This window comes from Flavobacterium nackdongense (assembly GCF_004355225.1).
GTDB classification, from domain to species: Bacteria; Bacteroidota; Bacteroidia; order Flavobacteriales; family Flavobacteriaceae; genus Flavobacterium; species Flavobacterium nackdongense.
Genome location: NZ_CP037933.1, coordinates 2,994,131 through 3,013,675 on the forward strand (window position 1 = coordinate 2,994,131; position 19,545 = coordinate 3,013,675).

The 19,545-nt window shown below is 35.6% G+C and carries 18 protein-coding genes; 9 read left to right on the forward strand and 9 right to left on the reverse strand.

Going from position 1 to position 19,545, the window contains the following annotated elements:
• Positions 1–364: 364 nt before the first annotated feature.
• Entirely contained in the window at positions 365–1,858 is a 1,494-nt protein-coding gene (locus E1750_RS12765) for a glutamate racemase (protein ID WP_133277151.1), read from the forward strand.
• A 128-nt stretch (positions 1,859–1,986) separates the two neighbouring features.
• A complete protein-coding gene (locus E1750_RS12770) occupies positions 1,987–3,012 on the forward strand; it encodes a LacI family DNA-binding transcriptional regulator (protein ID WP_133277152.1) in 1,026 nt (341 codons plus the stop codon).
• Positions 3,013–3,032: 20 nt separating this feature from the next.
• Here the strand turns inward: E1750_RS12770 and E1750_RS12775 are convergent, their stop codons facing one another.
• The 5 genes from E1750_RS12775 to E1750_RS12795 form a co-directional block, all read right to left on the reverse strand.
• Entirely contained in the window at positions 3,033–4,100 is a 1,068-nt protein-coding gene (locus E1750_RS12775) for a glycosyltransferase (RefSeq protein WP_133277153.1), read from the reverse strand.
• Between the two features lie 142 nt (positions 4,101–4,242).
• Positions 4,243–4,830, reverse strand: a complete 588-nt coding sequence (locus E1750_RS12780; protein WP_133277154.1) for a hypothetical protein — start codon at positions 4,828–4,830, stop codon at positions 4,243–4,245.
• A gap of 75 nt (positions 4,831–4,905) precedes the next feature.
• Entirely contained in the window at positions 4,906–8,319 is a 3,414-nt protein-coding gene (locus E1750_RS12785) for a hypothetical protein (RefSeq protein WP_133277155.1), read from the reverse strand.
• Positions 8,320–8,503: 184 nt separating this feature from the next.
• Complete coding sequence (locus E1750_RS12790; RefSeq protein WP_133277156.1) at positions 8,504–9,760, reverse strand: aspartate kinase; 1,257 nt, start codon at positions 9,758–9,760, stop codon at positions 8,504–8,506.
• Positions 9,761–9,817: 57 nt separating this feature from the next.
• Positions 9,818–10,291 carry a GNAT family N-acetyltransferase gene (locus tag E1750_RS12795; protein WP_133277157.1) on the reverse strand — a complete coding sequence of 158 codons (474 nt, stop codon included), beginning with the start codon at positions 10,289–10,291 and terminating at the stop codon, positions 9,818–9,820.
• Between the two features lie 148 nt (positions 10,292–10,439).
• Between E1750_RS12795 and fbp the strand changes: the two genes are divergently transcribed.
• Positions 10,440–11,459 (forward strand): class 1 fructose-bisphosphatase, encoded by a 1,020-nt coding sequence (fbp, locus tag E1750_RS12800; RefSeq protein WP_133277158.1) that lies wholly within the window; start codon positions 10,440–10,442, stop codon positions 11,457–11,459.
• A 63-nt stretch (positions 11,460–11,522) separates the two neighbouring features.
• On the opposite strand, the gene E1750_RS12805 is transcribed toward fbp, so the two are convergent.
• Complete coding sequence (locus E1750_RS12805) at positions 11,523–11,999, reverse strand: TspO/MBR family protein (protein ID WP_133277159.1); 477 nt, start codon at positions 11,997–11,999, stop codon at positions 11,523–11,525.
• An 84-nt stretch (positions 12,000–12,083) separates the two neighbouring features.
• Between E1750_RS12805 and E1750_RS12810 the strand changes: the two genes are divergently transcribed.
• From E1750_RS12810 to E1750_RS12835, 6 genes are all read left to right on the forward strand, one after another.
• Positions 12,084–13,178: a diphosphomevalonate/mevalonate 3,5-bisphosphate decarboxylase family protein gene (locus E1750_RS12810; RefSeq protein WP_133277160.1), complete on the forward strand. Its 1,095-nt coding sequence runs from the start codon at positions 12,084–12,086 to the stop codon at positions 13,176–13,178.
• Between the two features lie 14 nt (positions 13,179–13,192).
• Complete coding sequence (locus E1750_RS12815) at positions 13,193–13,417, forward strand: hypothetical protein (RefSeq protein WP_133277161.1); 225 nt, start codon at positions 13,193–13,195, stop codon at positions 13,415–13,417.
• Positions 13,414–13,773 carry a type II toxin-antitoxin system PemK/MazF family toxin gene (locus E1750_RS12820; RefSeq protein WP_133277162.1) on the forward strand — a complete coding sequence of 120 codons (360 nt, stop codon included), beginning with the start codon at positions 13,414–13,416 and terminating at the stop codon, positions 13,771–13,773. Before E1750_RS12815 ends, E1750_RS12820 begins: the two co-directional genes overlap by 4 nt.
• 153 nt (positions 13,774–13,926) lie before the next feature.
• Complete coding sequence (locus tag E1750_RS12825; RefSeq protein WP_133277163.1) at positions 13,927–14,865, forward strand: mevalonate kinase family protein; 939 nt, start codon at positions 13,927–13,929, stop codon at positions 14,863–14,865.
• 3 nt (positions 14,866–14,868) lie between these two features.
• Positions 14,869–15,789 (forward strand): geranylgeranylglycerol-phosphate geranylgeranyltransferase, encoded by a 921-nt coding sequence (locus E1750_RS12830; protein WP_133277164.1) that lies wholly within the window; start codon positions 14,869–14,871, stop codon positions 15,787–15,789.
• Between the two features lie 245 nt (positions 15,790–16,034).
• Positions 16,035–16,943: a pseudouridine synthase gene (locus E1750_RS12835; protein WP_133277165.1), complete on the forward strand. Its 909-nt coding sequence runs from the start codon at positions 16,035–16,037 to the stop codon at positions 16,941–16,943.
• A 215-nt stretch (positions 16,944–17,158) separates the two neighbouring features.
• Here the strand turns inward: E1750_RS12835 and gldD are convergent, their stop codons facing one another.
• The 3 genes from gldD to E1750_RS12850 all read right to left on the reverse strand — a co-directional run bounded on the left by gldD (position 17,159) and on the right by E1750_RS12850 (position 19,544).
• Positions 17,159–17,722 carry a gliding motility lipoprotein GldD gene (gene gldD, locus E1750_RS12840; protein WP_133277166.1) on the reverse strand — a complete coding sequence of 188 codons (564 nt, stop codon included), beginning with the start codon at positions 17,720–17,722 and terminating at the stop codon, positions 17,159–17,161.
• Positions 17,723–17,784: 62 nt separating this feature from the next.
• Complete coding sequence (locus E1750_RS12845) at positions 17,785–19,080, reverse strand: gliding motility-associated protein GldE (RefSeq protein WP_133277167.1); 1,296 nt, start codon at positions 19,078–19,080, stop codon at positions 17,785–17,787.
• Positions 19,081–19,103: 23 nt separating this feature from the next.
• A complete protein-coding gene (locus E1750_RS12850; protein WP_133277168.1) occupies positions 19,104–19,544 on the reverse strand; it encodes a single-stranded DNA-binding protein in 441 nt (146 codons plus the stop codon).
• Between the last annotated feature and the right edge of the window lies 1 nt (position 19,545).

The following is a 19,545-nucleotide window of genomic DNA, read 5'->3' on the forward strand; positions in this document are numbered from 1 at the left end:
TCCTTTTTCGTCACTTTCCGAGAATCGCAAGCCTTTTTATTGTTTCAATTTTTGTTCTACTGGCCTGAACTATTTACTTTATTGGTTCTACTTGGTTGGGTATGAGAATAAATTTGATATTATTTTAAATCACATAGAAAAGTAATCGAAATTGTTAAAAAAGATTGACATAGAAAATTCTTTTTGCAGATAGTGCTATGTTTATGATGCAAAAGCGAAGCTTTCTAAAAATAAAATCTAAATTCGAACCATAATATAAACTACGTGGTAAAAAAAACTTCACAACATTTCTAGTAAAATCACTTTATTTAACACAAAGTTGTTATTTTGTTTTATTTTTGAAGCAGTACAAACCCCGCCGGATATGAAATTTTCTAAAATCTTTTTTTGCCATTTGCTTGCTACCTATTTAGGAATCCATTTTGGCTTTCCCCAAAATACGCCCATCGTTACCACTATTTTATCGGATGAGACTAGCTTTTATTATACTGATTTCAAAAAATACCCGGCTTTGCAGCCTAATATGCCCATTGGAGTTTTTGATTCGGGGACTGGTGGACTGACGGTTTTGAATGCTATTGTAACTTTAGACAGCTATAATAATACATCGCATCAAAAAGGGGGCGATGGAATTCCTGATTTTGCTGCTGAAGATTTTATTTATCTGGCCGACCAAGCCAATATGCCTTACGGTAATTATGCGGCAATGAACAAAACCGATTTGCTGAAGGAACATATTATTAAGGACGCTCAATTTTTATTGGGAAACAAATACTATAACAATAATGAGTTGTTTACCAATAAAAAACAAATCAAGGTTTTGGTCGTCGCTTGCAATACGGCAACCGCTTACGGATTGACCGATATGGAGCAATTTTTAGACAAAACGCAAACCAAAGTAAAAGTTATTGGTGTAATAAATGCCGGTGTCAAAGGCGCATTGGCTACCTTCAAAAAATCCGAAAGCGGAAGCATTGGCGTTTTTGCAACTGCCGGAACTGTAGCTTCGAATGGATATACAAATGCATTGAAAAAATTAATCGAATCCGAAAAATACCAGGGAAAAATTCAATTTTTCACCCAAGGCGGTGTGGGTCTTGCCGAAGCTGTGGATGAAGACCTGAATTATATCGACAAAAAAGCAACCCAGCCCAGAGACCTATATAAAGGACCAAGTTTGGAACAAAATAATTTGAGTATCAATAAAACACTTTTGAAAATTTACGGTTTTGATTTTTCTGATTTTAAAATGCTCTGCGACGCTAAGCATACGGACCAATGTACCATAATGCAAATTAACTCGCCCGAAAACTATGTCCGATATCACCTCGTTTCTTTACTCGAAAAAATGAAAGCCACTCCCGATGCGCTTCCGCTGAAGACACTAATTTTAGGCTGTACACATTATCCATTTTTGACAAATGAAATTCAAAAAGTTTTAGTTGAACTGCGGAAAGTCAAAGTTGATGGTAAATATAGGTATCGCAAACTTCTTTCTAAAAATGTACAATTGATTGATCCGTCCGTTTTTACCGCACAAGAAGTCTATAATTATCTGCGTCGCGAAAAATTGCTAAGCGAATTGGATAAAAAAATGCAAGCAGATTTTTATATTAGCATTCCTAATTTGAGGAATATTCAGGTGGTGACCGAGGATAATGGTAAACGATTTACGTATGATTATAAATACGGAAGAAACGCTGGTTCTAATCAAGAATTTATCCAAACGGTTCCGTTTTCTAAAGCCAATATTCCGCTGGAAACTAGCCTTCGATTGGAGAAACAAATTCCAAAAATTTATGAACTCTTGCTCTTTTCCAATCAAAATCAATTGCTCTCGCCAGCAGATAAATGGTGATAATGGGTAGGAAATATCGTTTGCCTCAAGTTTTCTATAAAAATCTATTTTTATCTTATTTTAATAACAGACAGAAAAATAATTCAATGGTTTTTTTATTACCTTAGCACTTTAAAACTAATTTTCTTATGAAAGCTAAAGCCACTTTAAAACAAATCGCTAAAGAACTTAATGTTTCTGTTTCAACGGTTTCCAAAGCATTAAATGATAGTCCTGAAATTAGTGAACAAACCAAAACTCGCATCAAAGAATACGCCAAGCTTAAAAATTACAAACCCAATGTAATTGGTCTGAATCTTAAAAACAGATCGACAAAAACTATAGGTGTGATTATTCCTAATATTTTGGATTCATTTTTTGCAAAAGTATTCAGCGGAATCGAAAAAATTGCAGACCAAATGGGATATAATGTTATTATGTGCATCTCGAACGAATCGCTTAAAAAAGAAGCAAACACCCTTAATATGTTGAGCAATGGAACCATAGATGGTTTTATTTTGTCGATTTCTGAAGAAGCTCAAAAATTACAAGAGTACAGTCATTTTCAGGAAATTATTAACGAAGGAACTCCAATTTTGATGTTCGACCGTATTGCCGAAGATATTATTTGTGACAAAGTGATTGTTGATGATTTTGATTCGGCCTTGAATGCCACCCAACACCTTATTAATACAGGTTGTAAAAATATTGCGTTGTTTTCTTCAATCGACAATTTAAGTGTTGGAAAACTCAGAGTCGAAGGGTATCTGCAAGCTTTGAAAAACAACAACATTCCGGTAAATCCTAATTTGATTGTTCGCACCGATTCTGAAGATGATTTAAAAAGTAAAATAGGAGCTGTGCTCGATAACAATACTGTCGATGGAATATTCGCTCTGGCCGAAAACGATTCGGTTGCCTCTTTGAGAATTGGACTTAAAAAAGGGTATAAAGTTCCCGAAGAGTTATCGATTATTGGTTTTGCCGATGGCATTCTTGCTTCCCGAAGATTGTCTCCAAGTTTGTCAACCTTGAGTCAATATGGTGTCGAAATAGGGGAAGAAGCCGCCCGAAGAATGATCAAAAGATTAGAATCGAAGGACGAGAATTTGCCCTATGAAACTTTTGTAATCAAAACGCAACTCAGAGAGCGGGAATCAACCAAGAAATTGTAGTACAGGGTTTTTAGCATTTTTTAGGTTTCAAAAACCTGAAATAATGCAGTCCAATTGATCCTGTTTTCAAACTGAGTCAATCCTTGATAATTGTCTATTTCATTCAGATTTTCAATACAGAAAAGGTCTTGTTTCGCATAAGGAACAAGGCCTTCTTCTTTTAGTTTTTTGGCCAAATATTCTTGCTCGTATTGTCCTGGAGTTGGAATAAAAAAGGCTTTTTTGCCGAGCTGTGTCAAGTCCATAATTGTGGTATAACCCGATCTGCAGAGCACGGTTTCACTTTCGTTAAAAGTTTGTTCCAATTGTCTGCTATTCATAAAGTTATAATAGGTTACATTGTCTATTTGCTCTTTTTTTTGCTCCTTTTCGACTATGCCTTTAATGAAAATCGCGTTTCCTTTGTATTTTACAATTTCCTCTTTCAGCTTTTCTTCCAATAGACTGCGCTGAGGTTCAGGCCCCGAAAGGATAATCATCAAATCGTATAGTTTTGGTACTTCTTTTTTGTGCATTCGGCTCAAAGGGCCAATGTATTTCAAATTGAAATTAGGATGTTCGATGTGGCCTAATTTGCCAGTTAAATTTTTTGGTCCTTCTACATCCGGAACCCAGCATTCATTATGTTTTTTGATAATATGCTGATGCAAAATACTAGTAAACCAAGTCGTATTCCCCGTCATCACATTCAATTGGTGTGTAAGATAAACCGAAGGTATTTTTTTACTGAATACGCCCAATCTGTTATCGGAGATAATGCCGTCGATATCATATTTCTTAATCCATTTCCGAACCTTTTTTTCCTCTTTCCACACGGCTTTGACCATTTCCGGAACGTTTTTCAATAATTTCCATTTAAAATTTTTTCCGTTCTTGGCATATTCAATTTGATAGGAAGGTAATTTGAGCGTTTGTACGTACGGAAATTCTTTTTTCAATAATTCGAGCGCAACCCCATCCGAAGCGATAATTGGGATATAATTATTTTCTTGTAATGCTTTTATAATTGGAATACAACGCGTTGCATGTCCTAATCCCCAGTTTAACGGAGCTATCAAAATAGTTTTATTGGCAGTAGTGAAATTCATTTTTGTAAAGTAATTTGATACCCGAAAGATAGGAAATCAATAGTGAATCATATTTTCAAAGTATTACCATACTGTTAATTTAAGGTATAAAAAAACTGCCCAAAAAAATTAAATTTGGACAGTTTTCTATATTTCTTCAAAATTAGTCTTGGATATAGGTTTTATTGCCGTTTTTGTTGATATAATATTTACCACCTCTTGAGCCGGTATATACTTTTTTGCCTTTGTATTCACCAGTTACTTTGTCTGGAGTTTTTGGTGCTTTTTCGTTAGATTCTTTTAGTTTAGGTTCTTTTTTAGTAGCATTTCCTTTGGTGTACTTTTCGTCTTTTATTTTAGCATCAATTTTATTGACATCCGATTTGTTCGACTTTTTGTCATAATCGTAGCCAGATTTTGATTTACTGCTTTCTTTTTTAGCTGTCGATTTTGCCGGAATATCTTTGTCATGATCATAGCCTGATTTCTTTTTGCTGGTTTCTTTTTTTGCTGTTTCTTTTGTAGCACTTGCTTTAGAAGCCGACTCTTTTTTAGCCGTTTCTTTTGTAGTACTTGATTTTTTTGTACTCTCTTTTTTGGTTGATTTTACAGGTACATCTTTATCATAATCATAGCCTGATTTCTTTTTGGTAGTTTCTTTTTTGGCAGGCTCTTTTTTCGACTTAGAATCTTGGGCATAAAAAGTGCCTGAAAAAAGAAAAAGTAAGCATAATAAAAATAATTTTTTCATAATGATTTGATTTTTAAGTTTGAACACTAAAGTTAATAAAAAATGTAGTACAAGGTAAATTTTTAATTTTTTTTATTAAAAATACGCTCTTAACTGCACACTTCCGGTATGAATGGCTTGACTGGTTTCACTTTTCCTGCCTTGGTAATTCAAGTTGATATCAAGAAAATTGGTTAAGTTTTTCTGAAAAAGCAATCGCCAAGTCAGGTTTTGCCCCGTTTGCAATCCTTCGAGCATCTGAAATCCTACCGATGAGAATTCATTGCCATCATAATTATTTTGGTAAAACGAGACTTCTCCATTCATTGTAAAATTCTTTTTTCCAGCGTAGGTAAAGGCGGTGCCAAATCGGTTTTGTAATAAAGTTTCCAGATTTCCAATTCGATTTTCCTTGTTTTGCAATTCATAAAACAAATCCCAACTGGTGCTTTTGGTGAACAAATAACTGATTTTTGGAGCCAATTGATACCCTTTGATTTCAAAATTCTTTTCTGGATAATTCTCAGAGTTCAATGCAGTTTCAATGGTTTTGGCAAACATCCCGAACAACCAGCTTTTTCGATACAAATGATTGTATTGCAGTTGATTCGAACTATTTTTGGCATTTTGTGACCCTATGGAAAGCAAATTTTTATTTTGGTTCTGCACATAAGTATAGGTCACCGAATGCTTTTGTTTGCCTCGATTGTAAAATAAACTATTTCTAAAGCTGGAATTCAATCCCAAGACATTTTCATCAGATTTACTGAAGGGATTTAAATCAAAATTATCGCCTTTATTTTCTATTTTACGATCGATAAGATAGGAGGTTTGATTGTAAAAATAGGAAAGTATTTTTTTGAAACCGGCTTTATTTTGCCACTGATTGGGATTTAAAGTAAGCGACTGGGAGAATTTATTTTGATGTGTTTTGATATAAATGCGGTTGGGTAAATAGATTCTAATGTATTTCGCTTGATCCACAAAAGGCGCCACTTCGAACTCCTCTAATTCCTGTATTCCATTGCCGTTATAATCGTTCCAAGTATAAACTCCTTGTCCGATTGGGACTTCTAGGTAGGTAAATTCCTGTTGTGGAATGGAACCCGAATTGGTCTCAAATACGGTTGTCCATTGTACGAGTTGATTGAAAAAACGGTCGTTATACACCATTCTCGAATTCAACGACGGCTCATTTTTTTTGTCTGCAGCTACAAAATCCAAAACACGATAATTGGCAAAAAGGCTTAAGTCTGCTTTGCTGGTTTGAATTAATTTTGATTTCAAAGCGATGGTTTGAGAGTTGTTGACACGTTGAATGATTCCGTTTTGCAAACTATCATTCATCCTTCTGAAATAACCCAATTCGACAAAAACTTTGGTGCTGTCGCCACGACCGGCAAAAAAACCATATTCTGTAAATCGTTGGCTCAAAGCCGAAAACTGATTGGTGGTTTTATCTTTTTCTTGATTATCTTCTAAGTTCAGACTCGTGCCCATCCAGTTTTTCTTGAAATGATATTTGATTTGGGTCTGGTTTCTCAAGAATTTTGAGGTGGAGGTGCTCGCATCACTATTCAAATAACTGCCTCGACTCTTGATGTTCCAATCTTTTAAGTTAAAAAAAGCGTTGAGAATATGACGACTACCGGCGAAACTTTCCGAGAAATCGAGTTTTTCAAATTGGTAGGTCAAATTTCCTTTTTGAGGTAATGCCATCAATAAGCCCGAAATCAAATAGCTTTGATTGCCAGTTGTGGTTGCGCCAAGGTTCCAATCTCGACTGAATTCGATATTATAAAGACGCTCCACCGTACTGAAATTCTTTTGCACAAACTGATAATTGGCAAAAGCATCGACGTTCCATTTTTTTGAAAACAGCCGTTGCTTCGCATTTATTTTCGTCGCCAAACCTTTATTATTCGTGTCGTCTAAGGATGAAAACAGGTTTTTATCATTGTTACTTAATCCAAATTCAAAATCCACGGTCGTTTTTTCGTTCGGATTGTATTTTCCCAAAAAGGTGGCCACCTGAATTTTTAGTGGAGCCACCAGCTGTACCACGGCGGCATAATTTCCTTGCGGAATGGCATTTATGGGGGCAACGTATTCGTAAATTTTACCAATGGCCGCATTGCTTTTTAGCACATAATTTCCTTTATTTTGAGCTACTTGACTGAAGCGAACATTGTACAAAACATCCTGAGGATTATTGGAATATTCGAAATATTCGACTCCGTTTTCGACAGTTTTTTTGTAAAGAATTTTATTATCTGAATATGAATCCAAATAGGCCGATGGTGCCACCATCAAATTGGTATTATCGCCAGCATCTGCCAAAATTTGGGTTTGCTCTGCCGAAAGCGATTGTTGCAATGGCTGATTTTTCAGGTCATTTTCTGAATATAAATAGCCGCCAAAACTCCATTTTTTACTTTCGTGAGTTCCTCCTGCATAAGTCACTAATCGGGTGTAATTTTGTTCAGAATATTGATACTCAACCGTGATCCGCATTTCGGAAGTAATGGTAAATAAAGGGGTAAATATGATTTCTCCTGCGTTATAATCGATGGTGTAGTCTTTGTTTTCGCCTCGGGTCAGAAGAATCCCATTGACAAAAACCCGCTCGGAACCGGAAATAACCAGAATATACAGTTCACCATTTTGTCCAATGAGTTTGTAGGGTCCTTGATTGCCTTCTTGACCTACAAAACTACTTTTCGAATATTGACCTCGCACTAAAGCTGCTGAGGCAAAAATGTTAGTCTTACTATCTTCATTTCCGAAATTGAAACTACTCGAAAGACCTTGAGCTTTTTTGTTGAAATTTAGAAATTGGGTGGCGCGATTTTCTAGAAAGAGATCTCCTGCTCGAATGTTCCACTGATTGCTAAAAAGTTCCATAAAAACATTATCGAATTGATCTAGTTTTTGTGAATATCCACCGTCTTGCAAGGGAATATTATTGTCTTGTAAGGAAGCGCGTAAACTCACTTTATCGGATAATTTTCCGGTGATTTGCAAATCTAAATTCGAATTTAAGACCGAATTTTGATTGTTGCCAATGGTAATGCCACGCGAGATGCTACCCGAAGTATTCAAGCCCTCCAACGGCTTGGTTTTTTTTGTAGCGTTGCCTTCTACCGCATATAATTCGCCGGCAGCTGCCTGATTGCTGATGACTTTACTGGAATCATAGATTTGATATTCTTTAGTTAAAAAAGAGGGTAATTTAAGATATTGAGCCGTCACAAATCCAGTATTCGAAGTGATTTTTTCGCTTAAAACTAGGATTCCTTTTTCGAAATTTATTTTGTAATCGGTGCTGTCGATGATTTTGTCATTGGCGTCAAGCAATTTGAAAAAACTGGGATTGAGGCTTTCATTTTCGATCTGAATGCTGTCTCGAGAAATCGGAACTTTTTTGGTTTTGTACAACGAATTGTCTTCCTGAGCTTGGAGCTCAGAAATACAAAGAATTGCCATCAAAATCAAGAAATATTTCAACATAAATACTTTAACTCCAAAGTGTCAAAAGTAGTATTTATAATTGGGAAAAAACAAATCGGGAAATTGGATATTTAATCTACAAAAAAACCACAAATTCACAAATTTTAAATTTGAGAATTTGCGGTTGAAATTGTTTTAATAGTTTAGGCTCCCTCTCCCTTGGAGACGGCTGGGGTGAGGATTTCTAATTTTCCTTTGTCACAATCTGCATCGTTTCGCGGCTTACTTGTTTTAGCAAAACCGTTTTGTTTTGTTCTACAGTTTGAGCAGCTTTTTCATTAAAATGTCTGATCGTGTAAAGTGTCACATTTTCATCAAAATCTACTTTGAATTTTTTGGCCAAAATTGGATTTAAATCTTTGAAATTGCCAAATTTATCTTCCACACAAACCGAAAAACTGATGGCGGAATTCTGAATTAAATTGACTTTCAATTTGAATTGGTGAAACAAAGCAAAGATTTCGCTGATGTTTTCTTCCATAATAAAAGAGAAATCGATCGATGAAAGCGAAATCAAAAGCTGGTTTCTTTTGACAATAAAACTAGGGATTTGCCATTCCGAATCAGAGCCTTTTGAAACACAAGTTCCCGCCAGCATAGGATTTATAAATGATTTTACATACAAAGGAATTTCCTTTTTCTGTAGCGGTTGCAACGTTTTTGGGTGAATAACCGTCGCTCCGTAGAATGCCATTTCAATTGCTTCACGATAGGAGATATGGTTTAGTAAGCTCGCATTTTCAAAATATCTTGGGTCGGCATTCATCACTCCCGGAACGTCTTTCCAAATGGTAACACTTTCGGCATTGAGGCAATACGCAAATATTCCGGCAGTATAATCGGAGCCTTCACGACCTAGTGTTGTAGTGAAATTGTTTTCGTCAGAACCCAAAAATCCTTGCGTAATGTTGAGCATTTTTTTCTTTACATTTTTGGCAATGTTTTTCTGAGTCAATTCCCAATCAACTTCGGCATCTCTGTAATTCGAATTGGTTTTGATGAAATTGCGCACATCAAGCCATTGGGTTTTGATGCCCATAAAATTCATAAAATGACTCAAAATTGTGGTCGAAATCAATTCACCATAACTTACAATTTGGTCATAAACAAAATTGTAATTCGGCGATTTGTTGTGAGCCAAAAAATATTCTAATTCAGAAAACAGCTTATTTACACCAGCAAAAACTTCATTTTTTTCATCCTCGAATAAATCCAACAAAATTTGATTGTGGTATTTTTTTACTTCTTGAACGGAGGCGTTTAACTCTTCCGATTTTTCAAAATAGTTTTTTATTACTTCTTCCAGAGCGTTTGTTGTTTTTCCCATTGCCGAGACTACCAACAACACATCTTCGTAACCTACTTTTTGTAAAACGTCGTAAACGTTTTTTATTCCTGCGGCATCTTTTACTGATGCTCCACCAAATTTGAATACTCTCATAAACTCTTAAAATTTCAATATTTTAAATTCCAAATTCCAAATTTGGAGTTTTTTAAATTAATTATTTTCTAAAAAGGCGTCAATTCCCGCTTCGTCCATTTGAGCCACTCTCCAATCGTCGAGTATTTTTGCACCTGATTTTATATAAAAATCTATGGCAGGCGTGTTCCAGTCTAATACTGCCCATTCAATTCTTCGTACCTTATCTTTCTTGCCTTGTTTGATAATTTCAGAATACAAGGCAAAACCTATTCCTGAACCGCGCATTTTTTCTTTCACCACAAGATCTTCCAAGTGAATTGTTTTTCCTTTCCAAGTAGAATAGCGGTAATAATACAAAGCAATGCCCACAACCTCTGATGCCACTTCGGCAACAAATAGGTGAAATAAAGGTGTTTCAGAAAAACCATCACGAATTAAATCTTCCGCCGTAATAAGCACGGCATCAGGTTCGTTTTCGAAAACGGCCAATTCTTGAATAAGTCCCAAAACGGCTTGCATATCTGTGGGATTTCCTTTTCTGATATTCATAATTTTTTACCTAAAAAATGGTTATTAGAGAAAATTTAGTAAAATAAATGGCAAATATACAATTCTGTTAAAGGAAAGGAATAAAATATTTCCGATTTCACAAAAAACCCGATATTTGTGACTTCAAAACAACTACAACGATTTCATTATGGAAGAACGCAACAAAACTCTCGGTGAATTTATTATCGAAAATCAATCAGCATTTCAATATTCGTCGGGTGAATTATCCCGAATTATCAATTCCATTCGGCTAGCTGCTAAGGTAGTCAATTATAAGGTAAACAAAGCGGGATTAGTTGATATTATTGGGGCAGCTGGAGCTCAAAATATACAAGGAGAAGACCAACAAAAATTAGATGTTTATGCAAACGAAGTTTTTATTCAAACGCTCGTAAATCGCGAAATTGTTTGCGGTATTGCATCCGAAGAAAACGACGAATACATCACCGTCGAGGGGAATGACAATTGCCATAATAATAAATACGTAGTCTTGATGGATCCGCTCGATGGGTCATCGAACATTGATGTGAATGTTTCTGTTGGAACCATTTTTTCGGTTTATCGTAGAATTTCGCCTATCGGGACACCGGTTACAATCGAGGATTTTTTGCAGCCTGGAATCAATCAAGTGGCAGCGGGCTATGTGATTTATAGCACCTCGACGATGTTGGTTTATACCACAGGTCACGGTGTAAACGGATTTACTCTCAACCCAGCCATCGGAACATTTTACCTTTCGCACCCTAATATTCAATTTCCAAAAGACGGAATTATTTATTCTATCAACGAAGGGAATTATGTGCATTTTCCGCAAGGGGTGAAAGATTATATCAAATATTGTCAGCTCGAAGAGGAGGAAAGACCTTATACTTCAAGATATATCGGAAGTTTGGTTTCGGACATTCATAGAAATATGCTCAAAGGTGGGATTTATTTGTATCCAACGAGTTCAAAATCACCAAAAGGTAAATTGCGGTTGCTTTATGAATGCAATCCTATGGCATTTATTGTGGAACAAGCAGGCGGAAAAGCATCGGATGGTTTTAATAGAATAATGGAAATTCAACCTACTGAATTACACGAAAGGGCCCCTTTCTTCTGTGGAAGTTACAATATGGTAGAAAAAGCGGAAGAATTTATGCGATTGGCCAAATTGAGTAAATACTAATGCTTTAAAAAACAATGAAGCTCACCAATTGGTGAGCTTCATTGTTTTAAAAAAATTTGAAAGTTATCGATTCAACCACCAAATACTGGCATTCAAAACCGTGGCAAAACTCACCCATAGCAGGTATGGAATTAATAAATAACCAGCTATCTTATTGATTTTTACAAATTTGTTATACGTTTCATAAATCATCAGCCATAAAACAATGATTTCGATGCCAGCCAACATTGGGTTTTTCAAACCAAAGAACAAATACGACCACAGGGCGTTCAATCCCAGTTGAATTGCAAAGAAAACTAAGGCATTTGTAACGGCATCTTTTTCCTGTTCTATTCGGTTCCAAACCAACCCTGCCGCAACGCCCATCATCGTATAAAGCATTGTCCAAACGGGTGCGAAAATCCAATTGGGCGGATTAAAACTGGGTTTTATCAAGGTGGGATACCAAGTCGCTATTGCAGAACGGGTGACCATTCCCGAAAAATAACCTACCACCAAACAGGTGACCACCACAACTAAAATTTTGGAAATTTTATTCATCTTTAATTTTTTTCCAAAATTAATCAAAACTTTGAAGGAATCAACAAATAAAGAAATCAGTATCTTTGCGCAAATTTCACATTGATGTTTTCAGAAAACGATTTTATTCCGCATAAATATTCCCAATCTATCGAAACTGGAAAATTCGAATGGAGTTCGCCAAGCAACATTGCTTTGGTGAAATATTGGGGCAAAAAAGAAGGGAAAGGGCAGCAAATTCCGGCTAATCCTTCGGTGAGTTTTACTTTGAATAATTGTAAAACGATTACCAAATTGGCTTTCGCCAAAAAACAAAGTCAAGACACTTTCTCTTTTGACTTGCTTTTTGAAGGAAAACCCAAAGAAGAATTCAAACCCAAAATCGAACAATTTTTTGAAAGAGTTTTGGTGTATTTACCGTTTTTGAAAGACTATCATTTTACGATTGATACTCAAAACACCTTTCCGCATAGTTCCGGAATTGCTTCATCGGCTTCAGGAATGGCGGCTTTAGCAATGAACTTGATGAGCTTAGAAAAAGCATTAAACCCCGAAATGACCGAAGATTATTTTTATCAAAAAGCCTCTTTCTTAGCGCGTTTGGGCTCCGGAAGTGCTTGCCGAAGTGTAAAAGGAGAAGTAGTGGTTTGGGGCGAACATAAAAATATAAAAGGAAGCTCGGATTTGTTTGGCGTGGAATTTCCAAATGCCATTCACGAGAATTTCAAGAATTTTCAAGACACCATTTTATTGGTGGACAAAGGCGAAAAGCAAGTTTCGAGCTCTATTGGTCATAATTTAATGCACAATCATCCATTTGCCGAAAGGCGATTCGAGCAAGCTCACGAAAATTTGGATCAATTAATTAGCGTTTTCGAAAGTGGAAATCTAGAGGAATTCATCACCATCGTCGAAAGCGAAGCATTGACTTTACACTCGATGATGATGACTTCGATTCCGTATTTTATCTTGATGAAACCGAACACATTGGAGATTATTAATCGAATTTGGAAGTTCAGAAACGAGACGAAAATACCGGTTTGTTTCACTCTTGATGCCGGTGCCAATGTTCACGTTTTATATCCAGAATCGGTGAAAGAAAGTGTTTTGCAATTAATTAAAACTGAATTAGTTGGCTATTGTCAAAATGGTCATTATATTTGTGACCAGATTGGGATTGGATCTGAAAAAAATCAATAGTAATAGAGCTCAAAATGACATTGAAACAAGTCTATAAAGTAAACAACAATCAATTGACAATTAGTTTGCCGGAAAATTTTCGTGGCAGAAAGCAAGTTATGGTTATAGTTGAAGATATAGAAGAAGCCCAATTGGATAAGATTATTTTAATGAAAAAAGCAGCAACCGATTCACTTTTTTTATCTGACATTCAAGAATTAAGTGCTGATTTCAAAAACATTGATGCAGAAAATGTATGAGTTTCAAAAAATGGGATATTTACAGAGCAAATCTAGATCCCATTGTTGGGTCTGAACAAGGAAAATCAAGACCTGTTTTGATTATTAGCGAAGATTATATCAACGAGCTTTTGAATATTGTCAATGTTTTACCAATAACAAGCCGGAAAATGGGAAGACAAATTTATCCAAATGAATCGCTTATTGAAGCAAATATATTTGGTTTAGAAAATGAATCTATAATTTTATGCCATCAAATTAGAACACTAGATAAAAGTCGTTTGTCCAATAGATTTGGAACAATTAGTGTTATTGAGAAGCAAAATGAGGTTATTGAATCCTTATGTTTTCAGTTAGGAATTGAAAAAAGCAAATAAAATGAACATTGAATTAGAAAAATCAGAGTTGATGAAATTAATTTCGGATTGCAATAACCCAATAATTTTAAAGCAAATACGAGATGTTTTTAATAAATCTGAAAAGAGAAAGTCTTCTTTGCGAAACAAAATTGATAAGGATATTAAATAAATATGAAAGGACCTTTATTTTACTCAAAAATATTACTCTTCGGAGAATACGGAATTATTCGTGACTCGAAAGGATTGTCTATTCCTTACAATTTTTATAATGGTGCGCTCAAAAGAGAGGAAAATCCTTCTGAAGAAGCCATAAAATCCAATGGACATTTGAAACGTTTTGTATCTTATTTAGAAACTTTGCAAAGCGAACAACCGGAATTGGTTACTTTCGATTTAGCGACTTTAAAAAATGATGTCGAAACCGGAATGTTCTTTGATTCCAGTATTCCACAAGGGTATGGAGTGGGAAGTAGTGGCGCCTTGGTAGCAGCTATTTACGACAAATATGCCCAAAATAAAATTACCGTTCTAGAAAATTTAACTCGTGAAAAACTATTAGAACTTAAAACGATTTTTTCTCAAATGGAATCCTTTTTCCACGGAAAAAGTTCAGGTTTAGATCCGTTGAACAGTTATTTGAGTATTCCGATTTTAATCAATTCCAAAGACAATATCGAGGCAACAGGCATTCCAACTCAAAGTTTGAACGGCAATGGCGCCGTATTTTTAATCGATTCAGGAATTGTAGGCGAAACCGCTCCGATGGTCAATATTTTTATGGAAAAATTGAAAGACCAAGGATTTAGAAAAATGTTGAAATCCCAATTCATCAAACATACCGACGCTTGTGTCGAAAATTTCTTGGGCGGCGATATGAAATCTTTGTTTGCCAACACCAAAAAACTTTCGAAAGTGGTTTTGAATAACTTCAAACCGATGATTCCAGAGCAATTTCACGGCATTTGGCAAAACGGAATTGAATCCAACGATTATTATCTCAAATTGTGCGGCTCGGGCGGCGGTGGATACATCCTCGGTTTTACGCAAGATCTAGAAAAAGCAAGAATTTCACTTAAAGATTATAAGCTCGAAGTAGTTTATCAATTCTAATACATGCTAAGCCGAAAGAACAAAATTATCGTGATGAAATTCATCAGTTTGTTTTCTGTGGTTAGAGGCTACAACATTCCGATAATCGTAATAGCCCAATATCTTTCAGCCATTTTCATTCTCGCTCCCGAAAAAAGAGCCTTATTCATTCTTCTAGATTTCGATTTATTTATCATCGTTTTGGCATCCTCATTGGCCATTGCTTCTGGATATATTATCAATAATTTCTATGATACCAAAAAGGATTTAATCAATCGTCCCAACAAGTCAATGCTCGATCGATTGGTCAGCCAAAAAACAAAACTAAACGTATATTTTGCGCTTAATTTCATTGTGGTTTTTCTAGCTATTTTTGTGTCTTGGCGCGCTTTTTTATATTTTTCGGTATATATTTTCTTGATTTGGTATTATTCACATCGAATAAAAAAGCAACTATTTCTTGGGAATTTAATGTCTGCATTTCTATCGGTATTGCCTTTTTTCGCCGTGTTTTTATATTACAAAAATCTCTACGAAGTCATTTTGGGGCACGCTGTTTTCTTGTTTTTATTGCTTTTGATTCGGGAATTGGTCAAAGATTTAGAAAACATAAAAGGTGATCTAGCTAACGATTATAGAACCATTCCCATTGTGTATGGCGAGGAAGTTTCGAAGAAAATAATAACCATTTTATCCCTTTCCACCATCATTCCAGTATACATCTTAATCGAAGTTTTCGATGTGGGTTATATGGACATCTATTTTTATACTTGCTTAATTATTCTGATTTTTTTCCAGCTTTCCTTATGGAAATCAAACACTAAAGAGCAATATGTTTTGCTTCATAATGTCCTGAAATTCCTAATCGTAGCAGGCGTTTTTAGTATCATCCTCATCAATCCCAGCGTGTTGTGGCACGGCAAAAAATTATTGCAATCGATTTAATTGTTATTCTGATCCTGATAGCTATCGGGAGAGGTAATCAGGAGCTTAATCCTGCTGTACACTGTATCTTTGCTGCCGAACCCCGGCAACAAAGGATGCCGTTTCCATCAGGGCTAGGCAGACCTAATCCAAAAACAATCAACTAATAAGCAATAAAAAACTATCTTTGCATAAAATTTTAAAAGGTTATGAAATGAGCTTTGGCGAATTACATATTACCTATAAAAAATAAATAAAATAAAAATATGAATAACAAGGAAGGCAATAATAATAAAAGTGGAGGTAGAGCCAATAGCTCAAGACCCAATTCAAATAAGCCGAAGCCAGCAATGGCTAAGCGAGCTCAAGGGCCTAAAAAAGTAAAGCCATCTGTAAAAATAGCGGAGCAAGAGGCTGCTAAAAACGCAAAAAAACCGAACCAAGCACCGAAACGACCGAAAGTAAAAGACGAAATTCGTTTGAACAAATACATTTCTAATTCTGGAGTGTGTTCGCGTCGGGATGCCGATATTTACATTCAATCTGGAAATGTAAAAGTAAACGGAATTCCGGTAACCGAAATGGGTTATATGGTAAAACCAGGTGATGTTGTCAATTTTGATGGAGCTGTTTTAACTCCTGAGAAAAAAGTATATATCTTGTTGAACAAACCCAAAAATTTTACCACAGCTCTTGACGAAGGTCAAGAAAACCGTAACGTTTTGGAATTGGTAAAAGGTTCGACAACAGCAAAAATTGCCCCTGTTGGAAGAATGGACAAAAACACTACTGGTTTGTTGTTGTTCACTAACGATACCGATATGATTCGTAAGTTTACGTTACCAACGAATAAATCTTCTAAAATCTACCAAGTTTCTTTGGATAAAAACTTGAAATTCGAGGATTTAGAAAAAATACAAAAAGGTTTGGTTATTGACGGACACCGCATTTTTGTTGAAGATGTAAGTTATATTGAAGGTGAAGCTAAAAGTGAAATTGGATTGAAATTAAGATCGGCCAATGTTAAAGTGGTTCGTTCTATTTTCGAAAATTTCAGCTATGACGTTTTAAGAATTGATAGAGTTGCTTTTGCAGGGTTGACTAAAAAGAATTTGCCTCGTGGAAACTGGAGATTGCTTACAGAACAAGAAATTATCAATTTGAAAAACGTGTAATTTTTTTAAGATTATTATATTGGAAATCCCAAAGCAATTTGGGATTTTTTTTGTTTTAAAATTTCTAACCAGCTCCGCAAAGTCTCTGACTTTGCGGTAGTGATTTTCGGTTTTTAACCGATTTTGTTTTAGATTTCTTTATTTTTTATGACAGTCACAGACTGACTAACACATCCTCAAAGTCGGAGACTTCGCGGAGCAGCGAAAAAAATGATTTATTTCCACTTCAAAGTCTCCATCAAACGTTGCATATCGTTTTTGATATAACTTGCAGCGGGCATAATAGAATCAAAATTGGGTTTTGCGTAGAAATAAACGGAGCCGCTTACAAAATGATTGATGCTGTCCGTCACATAAAATTGTGAATTGGTAGCCGCATTGCCATCCACTTGATAGAACATTCCATATACTTTTTTGGAAGGATTCAAATAGGGTTGTTCCAGAATATCATCGGCTTTGATTACGTGTTCATAAGTCAACTTTTGAGCATCACGCAACAATTTATCAATGTCATTATTCACGGGTTTGTAGGTCAAATAAATGGTGGCTTTCATTTTTGGGTAGGTAATGGTAAATCCGCAATCTTTTCCACCTTTGATAGTGGCATCCGAATTCATTTCGAATTCAAACGGACATTGGCTTTCAAACTGAGCATATTCCGCCTCAGGATAATCCAATCGCAAATAAGCCGCAGGTTTAGGTAAAACCTCGTCTTTACAGCTAAAGACAGAAATTAGCATTATAAAAAGTAAGGGAATTGCAATTTGTTTGTTCAGCATATACGACATTTTTATTTAAAAACTTTGAAATATTCCCCTCCTATGTAGGGGTTAGGGGAGGATTATTCAATAGTGACTTTTATTTGTTTAATACGTTTTTTATCGACCGTTTCGATGGTAAACGTACAGTTTTCGAATGTTATTTTCTGGTCTTTTTTGGGAAAATTGCCCAAAATCTCGAGAATAAATCCCGCCAAGGTTTCGGCTTCGCCTTTCTTCGATTCAAATGATTCTTCCTCTACATCAATCACTCTGTAGAAATCCTTGAGATTTGTTTTTCCTTCAAAAAGGTAGTTTTTATCATCAATTTTAGAATAATTTGTGTTGTCATCATCAAATTCATCGCTGATATCGCCCACAATTTCTTCGATAATATCTTCAAGCGATACCAAGCCCGAAGTGCCTCCATATTCGTCAACCACAATCGCTAAATGGCTTTTCATACTTTGGAAATCCTTGAGCAAATTGTCTATTTTCTTGTTTTCAGGAACAAAAAACGGTTCTCTTAGCAAGGTTTTCCAATCAAAATCTTTTTTGTTGATGTGGGGCAAAAGATCTTTTACAAACAGAACGCCTACGATATGATCTATATTGTCTCGATATACTGGAATTCGCGAGAAACCCATTTCTAGAATTTTTGGAAAAATTGCAGTAAAAGATTCTTCGATTTCCAATGCGAAAATATCCATTCTCGGACTCATTACTTGTTTGGTATCTGTATTGCCAAAAGTTACAATGCCTTCCAATATTTTTTGCTCTTCGGTAGAAGTTTCTTCAGAATCGGTGAGTTCCAGCGCTTGCGATAATTGATCGACAGAAAAGCTTGTTTTTTGTTTTCCTAATTTATTATGCAGGAAAATGGTAGCTTTTCGCATTGGCAAACTGATGGGTGATAATAGTTTGTCAAGTCCTGAAATAGGGTAAGCAATTAATTTTGCAAATTTTATGTTGTTTCGACTAGCATACACTTTTGGCAATACCTCGCCGAATAACAAGATTAAAAAAGTGACTAAAATCACTTCAACAATAAATTTTAGAATTGGAGATGCGATTCCAGAGAAAATTTCGTGGCCAACGTATGAAAACAAAATCACGACTCCAATATTGATAAAATTATTGGCCACCAATAATGTAGCAAGTAATTTTTTGGGTTTTTCTAAAAGTTCTGAAATTATTTTTCCCTTTGATGGGTGTTCTTGCAAAGTATCGTCGATGTCTTTTTGTGACAAAGAGAACAGCGCAACTTCGGCTCCTGAAACTAGTGCAGAACAAAACAGTAGGGCAAAGATCGCGATAAGACCCAATAAAAATGGGGTGTCTAAAGTGTATTGTTGAAAAAAACTGGGCTCTGGGTCCAAATTAAAAGGAATTAGTTAAACAATCAAAACGGCAAATCATTGATAGGTAAACCGTTGTTTTCTGCGCCAAAGTTAGTATTTTTTGTGGGTTCGGTTGGTTTATTTTCCTTGCTTTGTTCAAAACCTTTTTTGGTGGTTAAAAAAGTAAAATCGATGGCTTGAATTTCGGTAATGTATTTTGTAGTTCCGTCTTCGGCTTGCCATTGACGCGATTTAATGCGGCCTTCGACATAGATTTTATCTCCTTTCGAAAGATATTTTTCGCACAATTCGGCTGCTTTGTTGCGCACCACAATATTATGCCACTCGGTTGAAGTGATTTTTTCACCCGTTTCTTTATTAATATAGGTCTCGTTTGTTGCCAAAGGAAATTTCCCAATACAAGAATCACTTTTGAAATAGTGCATCTTCACCTCGTCGCCTAAATGGCCAATCAGCATTACTTTATTCAGAGTCGAATTCATT

Coding starts and splice junctions, on each gene's coding strand:
- E1750_RS12850 (WP_133277168.1), bottom strand. CDS start 19,544: ATGAATTCGACTCTGAATAAAGTAATGCTGATTGGCCATTTAGGCGAC.
- E1750_RS12835 (WP_133277165.1), top strand. CDS start 16,035: ATGAATAACAAGGAAGGCAATAATAATAAAAGTGGAGGTAGAGCCAAT.
- E1750_RS12825 (WP_133277163.1), top strand. CDS start 13,927: ATGAAAGGACCTTTATTTTACTCAAAAATATTACTCTTCGGAGAATAC.
- fbp (WP_133277158.1), top strand. CDS start 10,440: ATGGAAGAACGCAACAAAACTCTCGGTGAATTTATTATCGAAAATCAA.
- E1750_RS12780 (WP_133277154.1), bottom strand. CDS start 4,830: ATGAAAAAATTATTTTTATTATGCTTACTTTTTCTTTTTTCAGGCACT.
- E1750_RS12790 (WP_133277156.1), bottom strand. CDS start 9,760: ATGAGAGTATTCAAATTTGGTGGAGCATCAGTAAAAGATGCCGCAGGA.
- E1750_RS12815 (WP_133277161.1), top strand. CDS start 13,193: ATGACATTGAAACAAGTCTATAAAGTAAACAACAATCAATTGACAATT.
- E1750_RS12765 (WP_133277151.1), top strand. CDS start 365: ATGAAATTTTCTAAAATCTTTTTTTGCCATTTGCTTGCTACCTATTTA.
- E1750_RS12770 (WP_133277152.1), top strand. CDS start 1,987: ATGAAAGCTAAAGCCACTTTAAAACAAATCGCTAAAGAACTTAATGTT.
- E1750_RS12830 (WP_133277164.1), top strand. CDS start 14,869: ATGCTAAGCCGAAAGAACAAAATTATCGTGATGAAATTCATCAGTTTG.
- E1750_RS12810 (WP_133277160.1), top strand. CDS start 12,084: ATGTTTTCAGAAAACGATTTTATTCCGCATAAATATTCCCAATCTATC.
- E1750_RS12785 (WP_133277155.1), bottom strand. CDS start 8,319: ATGTTGAAATATTTCTTGATTTTGATGGCAATTCTTTGTATTTCTGAG.
- E1750_RS12795 (WP_133277157.1), bottom strand. CDS start 10,291: ATGAATATCAGAAAAGGAAATCCCACAGATATGCAAGCCGTTTTGGGA.
- E1750_RS12820 (WP_133277162.1), top strand. CDS start 13,414: ATGAGTTTCAAAAAATGGGATATTTACAGAGCAAATCTAGATCCCATT.
- E1750_RS12805 (WP_133277159.1), bottom strand. CDS start 11,999: ATGAATAAAATTTCCAAAATTTTAGTTGTGGTGGTCACCTGTTTGGTG.
- gldD (WP_133277166.1), bottom strand. CDS start 17,722: ATGCTGAACAAACAAATTGCAATTCCCTTACTTTTTATAATGCTAATT.
- E1750_RS12775 (WP_133277153.1), bottom strand. CDS start 4,100: ATGAATTTCACTACTGCCAATAAAACTATTTTGATAGCTCCGTTAAAC.